Source organism: Pseudomonas sp. RL_5y_Pfl2_73, assembly GCF_963970515.1.
Lineage (GTDB): Bacteria > Pseudomonadota > Gammaproteobacteria > Pseudomonadales > Pseudomonadaceae > Aquipseudomonas.
The window spans coordinates 1-14,658 of the sequence record NZ_CAXAPD010000054.1 but is presented as its reverse complement, the minus strand read 5'-3'; the positions used below and the strand labels follow the sequence as shown (position 1 = coordinate 14,658).

The window sequence follows — 14,658 nt, the reverse complement described above, 5'->3', positions numbered from 1 at the left end:
CACTGGCACCACCCAGTTCGACGTCAGCCTGTCCCTCAACGACGACGGCGATTGCATCAGCGGCCAGTTCGAATACGCCACCGACCTGTTCGATGAAAGCACCATCGCCCGTTGGGGCCAGCACTTGCTGCACCTGCTCGACGCCATGCTCGACGATGCGACGCAGCCCCTGGCGACTCTGCCGTTGCTGGATGACACGCAGCGTCGGCAACTGCTGGAAACTTTCAACCCGACTAGTGTTGCCTTGGACGAAAGCCCGAGCCGCTTCCCTCACGTCGTGTTCGAGGCCCAGGCGAGCCTCACCCCGGATGCCGTGGCGCTGGTCTGCGCCGGCGAGACCCTGAGCTATGCCGAACTCAACGCCCAGGCCAACCGCGTCGCCCACGGTTTGATCGCGCTGGGTGTGCAGCCCGACGACACCGTCGGCCTGTGCGCACGCCGCAGCCCGCACATGCTGATCGGCCTGCTGGGCATCCTCAAAGCCGGCGCGGCCTATGTGCCGCTCGACCCACAGTACCCGGCGCAACGCCTGGCCCACATGCTGGCCGACAGCAAGCCGCGTGCCCTGGTCCACCCATCCGGCCTGGACGAGCTACCGCTGCCCCAAGGCCTGGCGACGCTGGAACTGGGCTGCGCGGCACTGGCCCAAGCCCCAGCCCACAACCCGCAGGTGAAGGGGCTGAGTTTCAGTCACTTGGCCTACGTGATCTACACCTCCGGCTCCACTGGCTTGCCCAAAGGCGTGATGGTTGAACATCGCGGCTTGCGCAACCTGCTGGACTGGTACCTCGAGGACCTGACCTTCGACGCCGGCGATGCGGTGCTGCTGGCGTCTTCCTACAACTTCGACCTGACCCAGAAGAACATCCTCGCGCCGCTGATGGTCGGGGCCACGCTGCACCTGGCCGCCGAACCGTTCAACCCCGGCGCCATCGTTGCCCAGGTCGCCGAGGCCGGGATCAGCCACCTCAATATGTCCCCCAGCGCCTTCCACGCGCTGGTGGACGCCGACCATCAGCAAGGCCTTGCCTGCCTGAAACGCGTGGTGCTGGGGGGCGAGCCGATCCAGGTCGCCATGCTGGAAAAACTCGCCCAGCCACGGCCAACGGTGATCAACAGCTACGGGCCGACCGAGTGCAGCGACGTGGTTGCCTGTTACACCGCCGACAGTGACCTTGAGACCTACCGGCACCAGTCGATCCCCATTGGCCGGCCGATTCGCAACATGCAATTGCATGTGCTGGACACTCACGGGCAATTGCTGCCAGTGGGCGTGCCCGGGGAGATCCACATCGGCGGTGTCGGTGTGGCCCGCGGTTACCTCAACCTGCCGCAACTCAGCAACGAGCGCTTCATCGCCGACCCGTTCTACGGCAAGGCCGACGCCCGTTTGTACAAAACCGGTGACATCGGTCGCTGGCTGCCGGACGGCACGCTGCAGTACCTGGGGCGCAATGACGATCAGGTGAAGATCCGCGGCCTGCGGGTCGAACTGGGGGAAATCCAAGCCGCCCTCGCCGCACTGGCCGGTGTACGCGAAGCCGCGGTGGTCGCTCACGAGCACCCCTCCGGCCAGCGTCTGGTGGCCTACTTGTGTGGCGAACCGGCCGCCGCCGGGTCACTGCGCGCCGAACTGCTCAAGCGCCTGCCTGAGCACATGGTGCCCAGCGCCTTCGTCGTGCTCGACGCCTTGCCGCTCACGCCCAATGGCAAGCTCGACCGCCGCGCCCTGCCCGAACCGGACCAGGACGCCTACGCCAGCCGGGCCTTTGAGGCGCCCGAGGGCCGCGTCGAACTGATCATTGCCGGGATCTGGCAAGCGTTGCTGGGGGTCGAGCGCATCGGTCGCCATGACGGCTTCTTCGCGCTGGGCGGCCACTCACTGATGGCGGTCAGCCTGATCGAACGCCTGCGCGAGAAAGGCTTGAACGCGGATGTGCGCGCGATCTTCAGCACCGCGTCCCTGGCCGAGCTGGCCCAGGCCCTGACGCATACCCCAAGCCTGGCGTTCCAGGCACCGGCCAACCGTATTCCGTCAGCCTGCACAACCCTGACCCCGGACATGCTGCCGTTGGTGGCGCTGACCTCGGAGCAACTCGAACGCGTCGTCGACGCCATCCCTGGCGGTGCCGCGAACATCCAGGACATCTACCCCCTGGCACCGCTGCAACAGGGCATTCTGTTCCATCATTTACTGGGGCATGAAGGCGACGCCTACCTGGTGCGCTCGATGCTTGAGTTCGATAACCGCCAGCGCCTCGACGCCTTCACCGCCGCGTTGCAACAGGTGATCGATCGCCATGACATCCTGCGCACCTGTGTGCATTGGGACGGTTTGCCCCAGCCGGTGCAGGTCGTACAGCGCCACGCGAAGTTGCCGGTGCACAGCGTTTCCCTCGATAGCCACAAGGCCCCGCTCAGCCAGCTCGAAGCCCTGAGCGACCCACGACAACTGCGGCTTGATCTGCGCCAGGCGCCGCTGATGCGTGCCTGTATCGCCCAGGATCCACACTCCGAGCGCTGGCTGCTGGCATTGCTCAACCACCACATGGCCAGCGACCACGTGACCTTGGAAATCGTCCTGGAAGAAATCCACGCGATCCTCCATGACCAAGGCGAGGACCTAGCGGCTCCGCAACCCTATCGTGACTTCATCGCCCAGGCCCAGGCCATCCCGGCCGACGTCCACGAAGCCTATTTCACCCGCCGCTTGGCGGATGTCGAGGCACCCACCGCGCCGTTCGATCTGTTGGAGGTACAAGGAGACGGCCGTCACATCGAGGAAGCCAGTGTGATGTTGAGCGTCGAACTCAACCTGCGCCTGCGGGCCCAAGCCCGGGAGCGAGGCATCACCCCGGCGACGCTGTTCCATGTCGCCTGGGCTCAGGTGCTGGCCCGCTGCACCGGTCGTGAAGACGTGGTGTTCGGTACCGTGGTCGCCGGTCGCCTGCAAGGCTCGGCCGGCGCCGAACGGGCCTTGGGCGTGTTCATCAACACGCTGCCGGTGCGGGTGCCATTGACCGCTGGCGCCAACGAACAGGTGCTGGCCACTCACCGCGACCTGGTTGAGCTGCTGGCCCACGAGCAGGCCTCCCTGGCCCTGGCGCAACGTTGCAGCGGCGTGCCCAGCGCCTTGCCGCTGTTCACCACATTGCTCAATTATCGGCACCAGCGTGACGACAGCCAGCAGCAATGGCCGGGCATGCGCATCCTCGACAGTGCCGAGCGGACCAATTACCCGCTGACCCTGTCGGTCAACGACTATGGCGACGCCCTCGGCCTGACCGTGCAAAGCGTGCAGGCGGTGGATCCGCAACGCATCTGCGCCCTGATGCAGCGAGCGCTGGAGCAACTGACCCAGGCCCTGATGTACACACCACGGATCGCGCTCACGCAACTGGACGTGCTGCCTGCCCAAGAACGCACCCTGCTGCTGGACACCTTCAACCAAACCGAGGCGGACTACCCGACAGGCCTATGCATTCAGCAGTTGTTCGAAGAACAGGTCCGTCGCACGCCGAACGCCTGTGCATTGCTCGACAGCCGCCAATCCCTCACTTATGCCGAGCTCAACGCCCAGGCCAACGGCCTGGCCCAGCAATTGATCGCGGCCGGGGTCTTGCCGGGGGATCTGGTAGCCATTTGCGTTGAGCGCGGCGTGGCGATGATCAGCGGTCTGTTGGGGATCCTCAAGGCCGGTGGCGCCTACGTGCCGCTGGATCCGACCTACCCCGCCGAGCGCCTGGCCGCGATCATCGAAGATGCCAGGCCCCGCCTGTTGCTGGCCGATCCCGTCGGTCGCGCGGCCGTGGGCACGCCCCAGGAAGGCACTCGCTACCTGGCCATCGAGCGGGCGCTGGCGACGCCGTCGAACAGCCGCGACCCACAACCCGATAACGTCGGCCTGACACCAGAACACCTGGCCTATGTGATCTACACCTCCGGCTCCACTGGCAAGCCCAAGGGCGTGATGATCGAACACCGCAACCTGGTGAGTTCGACACTGGCCCGGGGCACGGTGTATGGACCGGCGACCGGCAAGCGCTTCCTGCTCTTGTCGTCGATTGCCTTCGACAGCTCCGTGGCCGGGGTCTTCGGTACGCTGGTCAGTGGCGGTACCTTGTGTATCCCGGACGCCGAAACCGCCCGTGACCCCGACGCCATCGCCCGCTTCATCGGCGAACAGGCCGTCACCTCGCTGCTGTGCGTGCCGTCCCTGGGGCGCCTGGTGCTGGCAAGCCTTGCCAGCGGCAACGGTCATGGCAGTCTGCAAGAGATGATCGTCGCTGGTGAAGCCTGCCCCGCGCAGTTGGTACAGGCCTGTACCGGGCTGGAACCGGCGATCGCCCTGTACAACGAATACGGCCCCACCGAAGCCACTGTCTGGACCACGGTGCATCGCTGCACTGCCGAGGACCTGGGCACGGTGCCGATCGGGCTGGCGATTCCCAACAGTCGCCTGTACGTGCTCGATGAACAGCGCCAGCCGGTACCGCTCGGCGTGCCGGGCGAACTCTACGTGGGCGGCGCGGGGGTTGCCCGCGGCTACCTGGACCGGGCGACACTGAACGCCGAACACTTCCTCAGCGACCCGTTCGCCCCGGGCGACGAACCACGGATGTACCGCACCGGCGATCTGGTGCGCCAGCGCGCCGACGGGGTGGTCGAGTTCCTCGGCCGCAACGACCAGCAGGTCAAGATTCGCGGTTTCCGCGTTGAACCCGGCGAAATCGAGGCCTTGATGCTGACCCTGCCAGGGGTGCGCGAGGCGGCGGTCATCGCTCGCGAAGACACACCCGGGGCCTCGCGTCTGGTGGCTTACCTGAGCGTCGAGCCGCACCTGGCCGGGCGCAATGCCAGCAGCACGCTACGGCCTTACCTGACCTCGCAATTGCCGGACTACATGGTCCCGGCAGCGTTCGTGGTGGTCGAGCGGCTACCGTTGAGCCCCAACGGCAAGCTGGACCGCCGCGCCCTGCCCGCGCCCGGCAACGACGACTTTGCCCGCCGCCAGTACGAAGCGCCCAACGGTGAAACCGAGACGCTGTTGGCACAGATCTGGGCCGACCTACTGGGCCTGGAACGGATCGGCCGGCACGACGATTTCTTCGAACTCGGCGGTCACTCGCTGCTGGCGGTGCAAGTCACGCTCCGGGCGCGGGAAACCTTCGGCGTCGAAGTACCGCTCAGGGGCCTGTTCGAGCACCCGTCGCTGCTGGCCCTGGCCGATCTGATCAACACCCTGCAACTGGCGCAGTACGAGTCGGATGAATTGCTCGAACTGCAAAAAGAAATGGCTTCGCTGTCTGAAAGCGAACTGCTCGCTATCGTCTCCAAGGATGCTTAACAAATTGAACGAACATAACGATAGTCTCGACCAGTTGAAACGTGCCGCACTGCTGCGATTGCTCAAGCAACGTGGCGCGACGCGAGTCATCGAAACCGTTGCCGACGACATGACCTGCGTCGACCGTAACGCTGCGCTGGCGCTGTCGTTCGCCCAGCAACGGCTATGGTTTCTCGACCAGTTGGACCCGACCGCCAGCGCCGCCTATCACATGCCCGCCTCGTTGTTGCTGCGCGGTGTTCTCGACCAGGCCGCCCTCAAGGCCGCCCTCGACCACCTGGTGGCTCGGCATGAAAGCCTGCGCACCACCTTCCGCCGCGAGGGCGAACAGCCGGTGCAAGTCATCGCCCCAGCCGATTGCGGCTTCAGCCTCGTGACCCATGACCTGCGCCACTTGCCCCGGGACCAGGCCGAAACAGAGGCCTCGCACCTGAGCGAAAGCGCCGCCACAGCACCGTTCGACCTGCTGCGCGGGCCACTGATCCGCGGCACCCTGCTGCGCCTGGCCGACGACGAACACAAGTTGCTGATCACCCAGCATCACATCATCTCGGACGGTTGGTCCATCGGCATCCTGGTCAAGGAATTCGCGAGTCTGTATCAGGCGTTCAGCGCTGGGCAGCCTGATCCGCTGCCGCCCCTGACCCGGCAATACGCCGACTATGCGGCCTGGCAACGCCAGCACCTGGACGGCGAGCGCCTGACGCAACAAGTGGAATTCTGGCGCGCCCACCTGACCGGCGCCCCGGCCCTGCTTTCGTTGCCGACCGACCGGGCGCGCCCGGCAGTCCAGAGCTACCGCGGCGAAACACTGGGCTTTGACCTGCCGGCATCGCTGTCCGCCGCCATTGTCCAGTTCGCCCAGTCCCGCGCGGCGACACCGTTCATGACCTTGATGGCTGCCTGGGCGATCTTGCTGGCTCGCATCAGTGGCCAACAGGACCTGGTGATCGGCACCGTCGCCGCCAACCGCGACCGTCACGACGTACAGGCGCTGATCGGGTTCTTCGTCAACACCCTGGCCCTGCGCGTGCGCCTGGACGCCAACCCGACCCTTGACCAGGTATTGCTGCAGGTCAAAGCGCTGATGCTGGAATCCTCCACCCAGCAGGACACCCCGTTCGAACTGGTGGTCGAGGCCCTCAAGCCGCCGCGCAGCGCCAGCCACAGCCCCGTGTTCCAGACCATGCTCTACACCAACGCTGGGGGCGCCGGCGGCCAGTTGCAATTGCCGGGGCTGAACCTGGAGTTCCTGCCCTCGCGCAAGGACAACACCCAGCACGACCTGTCCCTACACATCGACGAAGGCGGCTCGAGCCTGTCCTGCAGCCTGTCGTATTCCACCGCGCTGTTCGACGCCGCCACCATCGAACGCCTCGCCGCGCGCTTCGAGCGCCTGTTGCGCTGCTTCACCGAAGCCCCGGACACCCGCATCGGCGCCCTGGAGCTGGACCCGGCCCAGGCCCTGCCCGAGGTCACCGCCCAAGTACCAGGGCCAGAACGTATGCCGCTGTCCTATCACCAGGAACGGCTCTGGTTCGTCGACACCTTCGAAACCGGTTATCTGTACGACGCCAACCCCGTCTACCACAACATTGCATTGCTGCTGGAACTGACGGGCGAGATCAATCAAACGGCCCTGCAAACCGCCCTCGACGGTTTGCTGGCCCGCCACGACATCCTGCGCTGCCGGGTGTTGAGCGACGGCAGCCGCGCCTGGCAGCAATTCGACGGCCCAGCCACCCTGGCGCTCGAACGGATCCAGGGCTGCGCCCACGACCTGGCGAGCCAAGCCCTGGCCGAGACCCGTCGTCCGCTGAACATGGAGGGCGGCAGCCTGGTGCGTGCCAGCCTGGTCCAAGCAAGCGATCAGCTCGCGATCCTGGCCATCGCCGTGCACCACCTGCTGGCCGACCGCAGCACCATGCAACTGCTCAAGCGCGACCTGCTGGCTCTCTACGAAGCCGCCTGCGCCGAACGCAGCGCCGAGCTGCCGGCATTGCCGTTGGGCTATGGCGACTTCGCCACCTGGCAACGCAACCTGCCGGCCGCCGTGCTGGAAAACCTGCGGGCCTACTGGACCTATCAATTGCGCGGCAAGCTGCAAGCCCTGGAACTGCCACTGAATCGACCACGGGCGGCGGTGCATGTGTTTGCCGAAGCCACTCACGGTTTCACGCTCGAACCGGCGCTGGTACGACACCTTGAAGCCCTGGCCCGGGAAGTCGGGGTGAGCAGCGACAGCCTGGCCCTGAGTGCATTCAGCGCCTTGTTGCGCCGCTACGCCGGCCACGATGAACTGGTGATCGGCACCACGGCCGCCTGCCGTGAACCGGCCCTGCGGGATGTCGTCGGGCCGCTGGACAACCTGCTGGTCATGCGTAGCCTGTGCGACAGCGACACCACCTTGCAACAACTGTGGGAACAGACCGCCAGCAACCTGACCCAGGGTCTGCGCCACCGGCACATGCAGTTCGACCAATTGGTGCTGGCCCTCAACCCGGCCAAGGACATGAGCCGCACCGCGCTGTTCGACGTACTCTTCAATTTCCAACGCACCACCGAGCACAACACACCGGTGGCGGGCCTGGCGGTCAATCACCTGGAAACCAACCTGGGTTACGGCAAGAACGACCTGCATTTGCTGATTACGGCAGGTGAGTCACGCTGGGCCGGGCACCTGGTCTACAACGCGCAATTCTTCGACCCGGCGTTCATCCAGCAACTGATGCGCCATTACGTGCGCCTGCTGGAGGCCTTCGTCGAGGATTCGCAGCAGCGTGTCGACGACGTCCCACTGCTGAACGCCGCCGAACGCCAACAGCAGATCCTCGAGTTCAACGACAGCGAGGCGGCCTGGCCCGACACCCTGACCCTGCATCAGATCTTCGAGGAACAGGCGCGCCAATACCCGGACCGCATCGCCGTCAATCTGGGCCCGGAGCAGCTGAGCTATCGACAACTCAACGAACAAGCCAACCGCCTCGCCCACCGCCTGCGTGCGGCCGGCGTGGTGCCCCAGGAACTGGTGGCCATCGCCCTGGATCGCTCGGTGCAGATGATCGTCGCCACCCTGGCGGTGCTCAAGGCCGGTGGTGCTTACGTGCCCATCGATCCAAGTTCGCCCCAGGAGCGCATCGCCTACGTGCTGCGCGACAGCGGCGCACGCAAGGCCATCGCCGGCCAGGACATGAGTCCGGCGTTGCAAGCCCTCGGCATTGAAGTGTTCGATGCCGCCACGGGCAGCGGCGTTAGCGCCGCCAACCTGTCGAACCTCAGCGCGGCGGACCACCTCTGCTACGTGATCTACACCTCCGGCTCCACCGGAGAACCCAAGGGTGCGTTGCTCGAACACCGCAACGTCGTACGCTTGTTGCACAACAATCGCCTGGACTTCCAATTCAACGCCGACGATGTCTGGTCGTTGTTCCACTCCAATGCCTTCGATTTCTCGGTCTGGGAAATCTTCGGTGCCCTGCTCTACGGCGCGCGCCTGAGCCTGGTGCCCGAGGCCCTGCGCCGCGATCCGGTGGAACTGCTGGGCTTCCTTGAAAGCGAGCAGGTGACGGTCCTGAACCAAACGCCGTCGGCGTTCCTGCAACTCAGCGCCGCTGCCCTGGCGACGCCGCAGGTGCGCCTGGCACATTTGCGCTATGTGATTTTCGGTGGCGAGAGCCTGGAACTGGGCAAGCTCGACACCTTCCACCGTGCCTTCGGGCATGTGGCGCTGGTGAACATGTACGGCATCACCGAAACCTGCGTGCACGTGACCTACAAGGCCATTGGCGCGGCGGACATCGCTGCGGGGGTCTCCAATGTCGGGCGGCCGATCCCGACCACCGTGGCCTACGTGCTCGATGCCCAGCAACGGCTGCTGCCGGTGGGCGTGGCCGGTGAAATCTGCGTCGGTGGGTTGGGTGTGGGTCGTGGTTACCTGAACCGTCCAGCCCTGAGCGCCGAACGGTTCATTGCCGACCCGTTCCGACTCGGCGAGCGGCTCTATCGTTCCGGGGACCTGGGCAAGCTGCTGGACAACGGCGAAATCGTTCACCTGGGTCGGATCGACGCCCAGGTGAAGATTCGCGGTTTCCGCATCGAACTGGGCGAGATCGAAGCCAAGCTGTTGGCCTGTGACGGCGTGCGTGAAGCGCGGGTATTGGCCCGCGAAGACGTGAGCCAGGGCAAGCGCCTGATCGCCTACCTGATCCCCAAGGCGGGCGCGGAGCTGAAAATAGCGGCATTGCGCAAACAGTTGGGGGCGACCCTGCCCGACTACATGATTCCGAGCGCCTTTGTCAGCCTGCACGCCTACCCGCTTACCGCCAACGGCAAGCTGGACCAGGACGCGCTGCCGGCACCGGACCTGGACGCCATGTCCGAGCGCGGTTATGCCGTGCCGCAAGGTGCCACCGAAACGGCCCTGGCGCAGATTTTCCAAGAGCTGCTGGGGCTTGAGCGCGTGGGGCGCAGTGATAGTTTCTTTGAATTGGGCGGGCACTCGCTGCTGGCCGCGCAACTGGTTTCCCGTGTCCGGCAGCAGTTGGGTGGCGAACTGATGCTGCGCGAACTGTTCAGCCATCCCACCGTGGAGGAGTTGGCACGGGTGGTGGGCGGGCTGCAAAACGCCAGCACCGAGACCATCGGCCTGGCAGACCGCAACGCGCCCCTGGTGCTGTCCTTTGCCCAGCAACGCCTGTGGTTCCTCGACCAGCTCGATTCCAGCGCGGGCAACGCCTATCACATGCCTGCCGCCCTGCTGCTGTGCGGCGATCTCGATCAGGCCGCGCTCAAGGCGGCCTTGGATCACCTGGTGGCGCGTCACGAAAGCCTGCGCACGACCTTCGAGCGCCGTGGTGAGCAACCGGTACAAATCATTGCCACGCCAGACTGCGGTTTTGCCCTCAGCGAACAGGATCTGCGCGCGCTGCCTTATGAACAGGCCAGCCTCAGCGCGGCCCGTATCGGCAACAGCGAAGCCCTGGCACCGTTCGACCTGGCCCGGGGTCCGCTGATTCGCGGCCAACTGCTGCGCCTGGCCGACGACGAGCACATCCTGTTGATCACCCAGCACCACATCATCTCCGACGGCTGGTCGGTCGGTGTCCTGGTCAAGGAGCTGGCCGCCCTCTACCAGGCCTTCAGCCAAGACCAGCCCGACCCGCTGCCCGCCCTGCCGATTCAGTACGCCGACTACGCCGCCTGGCAACACCAGGCCCTGGACGGCGAACGCCTCAACCGCCAGGCCAACTTCTGGCGCTCGCATCTCGGCGGTGCCCCGGCCCTGCTGTCCTTGCCAACCGACCGTCCGCGCCCGGCGATGCAAAGCTATCGCGGCGGCGACGTCCCGGTGGTGATCGCCCCGGCACTGCGTGAGCGCCTGGAACGCTTCTGCCAGCAACACAACGTCACCTTGTTCATGGCGTTGCTCAGCGCCTGGTCAGTGCTCATGGCGCGCCTGGGTAACGAGCGCGACGTGGTCATCGGTGTGCCGACGGCCAATCGCGGGCGCACCGAAACCGAAAACCTGATCGGTTTCTTCGTCAACACCCTGGCCCTGCGGGTGAACCTGACGGAAAACCCGAGCGTGCTTGAGCTACTGGAACAGATCAAACAAACGACGCTGGCCGCCCACGAAAACCAGGACATTCCGTTCGAACAAGTCATTGAAGCCCTGCAACCGCCGCGTTCGCTGAGCCACAATCCGCTGTGCCAGGTTGCCCTGTCACTGGACAACACCCCTGGCGGCGGTGAACTGAGCCTGCCCGGGCTGACCCTGGTGCCCGTGGCCCAGGCCCATGAAACCGCGCAGTTCGATCTGATGCTGACCCTGGGCAACGACGGCGGTACCCTGGCCGGAGTGATCGAATACGCCAGCGATCTGTTCGAACGTGCCACCGTGGAACGCTTTGCCCAGCATTTCCAAACACTGCTCGAAGCGCTGCTCGAGGCCGACGAACAGCCAGTGCTCAGCCTGGCGTTGCTCAGCCCGGCACAGCGCCAGGCCTCGTCAGCGACGCTGCCGCCCAAGGCGCCGTGCGCTCCCGGGTTGCTGATCCACCAGCGCTTCGAACAATTCGCCGTCGCTCACCCCCAGGACATCGCCCTGGTCTTTGGCGAACGGCAACTGAGTTATCAAGACCTCAACCGCCGGGCCAACCGCATCGCCCAGGCGTTGCTCGCCCAGGGCGTGCGTCCCGACGACCGGGTGGCGATCCTGGCCCAGCGCGGGGTGGAAATGGTCTGCGCGGTATTGGCCGTGCTCAAGGCTGGCGGTGCCTACGTGCCGCTGGACCCGGCCTACCCCAGCGAACGCCTCGGTTATCTGCTGGCGGACAGCGCGCCAGTGGCTTTATTGGCGCAACCGGCCTGCCTCGACGTCTTGCCTGAGCACCACGTACCGGTGGTGGACCTGAACGATTACGTTAGCGCCGATGACCGGACAGACGCGTCCCTCGACCGTAACCCCGACGCCGAGACCCTCGGCCTGGCGTCGCGGCACCTGGCCTACGTCATCTACACCTCGGGCTCCACCGGGCTGCCCAAGGGTGTGCTGGTGGAACACCGCAATGTCGCACGGCTGTTCGACACCACCGCCGGGCTGTTCGATTTCGACCGCAACGATGTCTGGACGCTGTTCCACTCCTTTGCCTTCGATTTCTCGGTCTGGGAAATCTGGGGCGCGCTGAGCTACGGCGGCAAGCTGGTGATCGTTCCCAGCGAGGTGGCGCGTTCGCCCGATGACTTCTACGGGCTGGTCTGTCAGCAGCAAGTCACGGTCCTGAACCAGACACCGAGCGCCTTCCGTCAATTCATCGACGCCCGTGGGCGTAGCGACCAGGAACATGCCCTGCGCGTAGTGATCTTCGGCGGCGAGGCCCTGGACTTCCGCAGCCTGCGGCCCTGGACCGCGCGCACCGCGCTGTCACGCACCCGTCTGGTGAACATGTACGGGATCACCGAAATCACCGTGCATGCCACGTATTACCCGATCAGCCAGGTGGACATCGACAGCGGCGCGCCCAGCCTGATCGGCCCGCCCTTGCCCGACCTATGCCTGCGCATCCTCGACGAGTACCAACAACCGGTGCCGATGGGGGTCGATGGCGAGATCTACATCGGCGGCGCGGGGGTGGCCCGGCATTACCTGAACCGCGACGCCCTCAATGCCGAACGGTTCATCAGCGATCCCTATGCCGCTGAGCCCGACGCACGGCTGTACCGCACCGGCGACATCGCCCGCTACCGCGCCGACGGTGGCGTCGTCTACGTGGGCCGCAACGATTCGCAGATCAAGATCCGCGGTTTCCGCATCGAGCTGGGGGAAATCGAAGCCCAACTGCTGGCCCTGCCGCACGTGCGCGAAGCCCTGGTGATCGTGAGTGAGGACGCGCCCGGCGACAAACGCCTGGTGGCGTACCTGATCACCCATGACGGCGTCGTGCTCGAGTCCTCGGCCTTGCGTAGCCAACTGGCCGATGTGCTGGCCGAACACATGCTGCCCAGTGCCTTCGTGACGCTGGACGCCTGGCCGTTGACCACCAATGGCAAGCTCGACCGCAACGCCTTGCCGGCGCCGGATTTGTCCGCCGCCGCGAGCCAGCACTACGAGGCCCCCCTTGGCGACATCGAGCGCACCCTGGCCAGCGCCTGGCAGGAACTGCTCGGGATTGAACGCGTGGGTCGCCACGATCACTTCTTCGAACTCGGGGGCCACTCGTTCCTGGTCATCAGCCTGATCGAGCGCCTGCGCCAGGCCGACCTGCAATTGGATGTGCGCACGGTGTTTTCCGCGCCGACCCTCAAGGCCATGGCGACGGTCCTTGCCGGTGCCCATAACGCCCAACGGGTCGTCCCGGCCAACCTGATCCCCGCCGGCGGCACGACCATCGAACCGCAAATGCTGCCGCTGGTGACCCTCAGTCAGGGGGAAATCGAGCAGATCGTCGCCGACGTCCCTGGCGGGGCCGCCAACGTTCAGGACATCTACCCGCTGTCGTCGCTGCAGGAAGGCATCCTGTTCCACCACTTGTTGCAGTCCGAAGGCGACGCCTACCTGATGCGCACCGTGGTGACGTTCAGCCGTCGCCAGGTGCTCGATGATTTCCTCGCGGCAGTGCAAGTGGTCATCAACCGTCATGACATCCTGCGCACCGCCCTGCGCTGGCACGGCTTGCCGCAGCCGGTGCAAGTGGTGCATCGCCAGGCGCAACTGCCGGTCGTAACCCTGGACTGCCTGCCCGGCGAAGACGCCATGCAGATCCTGCGCGAGCATACCGACACCCATCATCTACGACTCGACTTGCAGCGGGCTCCGCTGATCGCCGCGTACATTATCTACGACGCCCCCCATGCCCAATGGCTGCTGGCGTTGCTCGACCATCACCTGGTCAGCGATAACGTCACCTTGCGCCTGATCATGCTGGAAATTCAGGCTATCCTGGCCGGCCAGGCCGACAGCCTGCCGCCCTCCCAGCCTTACCGTAACTTCATCGCCCAGGCCGCCAGCGTTTCCCAGGCCGATCATGAAGTCTATTTCCGCCGTTTGCTGGCCGATGTCGATGCCACCACCGCGCCTTACGGCGTGCTGGATGTCCGGGGCAATGGCGCGGGGATCAAGCGCGCCGTGAAACACCTGGGCGACGAGCTCAGCGCCAAGGTGCATCGCATGGCACGCCTGCAAGGCGTGCCCACCTCCGTGTTGTTCCATGCCGCCTGGGGTTTGGTGGTGGCGGCAACCAGTGGACGCGACGACGGGATTTTCGGCACAGTGCTGTCGGGACGCTCCCAAGGCACCGCCGGTGCCGACCACGCCTTGGGGATGTTCATCAACACCCTGCCGATGCGCATCCGCCTGCAGCAAAACACCGTCAGCGACATTGTCCGCGACGCCTACCAGCAACTCAGTGAACTGCTGACCCACGAACAGGCGTCCCTGGCCCTGGCCCAGCGTTGCAGTGCGGTGGATGCCTCGCTGCCATTGTTCACGGTGATCCTCAACTGCCGCCACGGCGACTTGGTGAACGCCTCCGGGGAAAACGCCGAAGACATGGGCGACCACGAAGGCATGCAATTCATTGCCTCCGAAACCCGCACCAACTACCCCATCGAGATTGCCGTGGCGAATGTCGGCAGCGGATTCTCCCTGACAGCCCAGGCCGTCACAGGCATCGACCCACAACGCATTGCCGCCTACCTCGCCCAGGCCGTCAGCGCATTGGTCGAAGCCCTTGAACAGGCCCCGGAGCGCCTCGCCAGCCAACTGGACGTGGTGCCGGCCAGCGAGCGGCAATTACTGCTGACGGACTTCAACC

At 65.4% G+C, this 14,658-nt stretch carries 2 protein-coding genes; both read left to right on the top strand.

Features of this window, described 5'->3' with window-relative positions:
• Positions 1–5,347: amino acid adenylation domain-containing protein (locus AACY42_RS27485; RefSeq protein ID WP_339483623.1), on the top strand; the 5,347-nt coding region annotated here is incomplete at its 5' end.
• A gap of 4 nt (positions 5,348–5,351) precedes the next feature.
• Positions 5,352–14,658, top strand: a 9,307-nt coding sequence (locus AACY42_RS27480; protein ID WP_339483622.1) for an amino acid adenylation domain-containing protein, incomplete at its 3' end; no start/stop codon positions are given.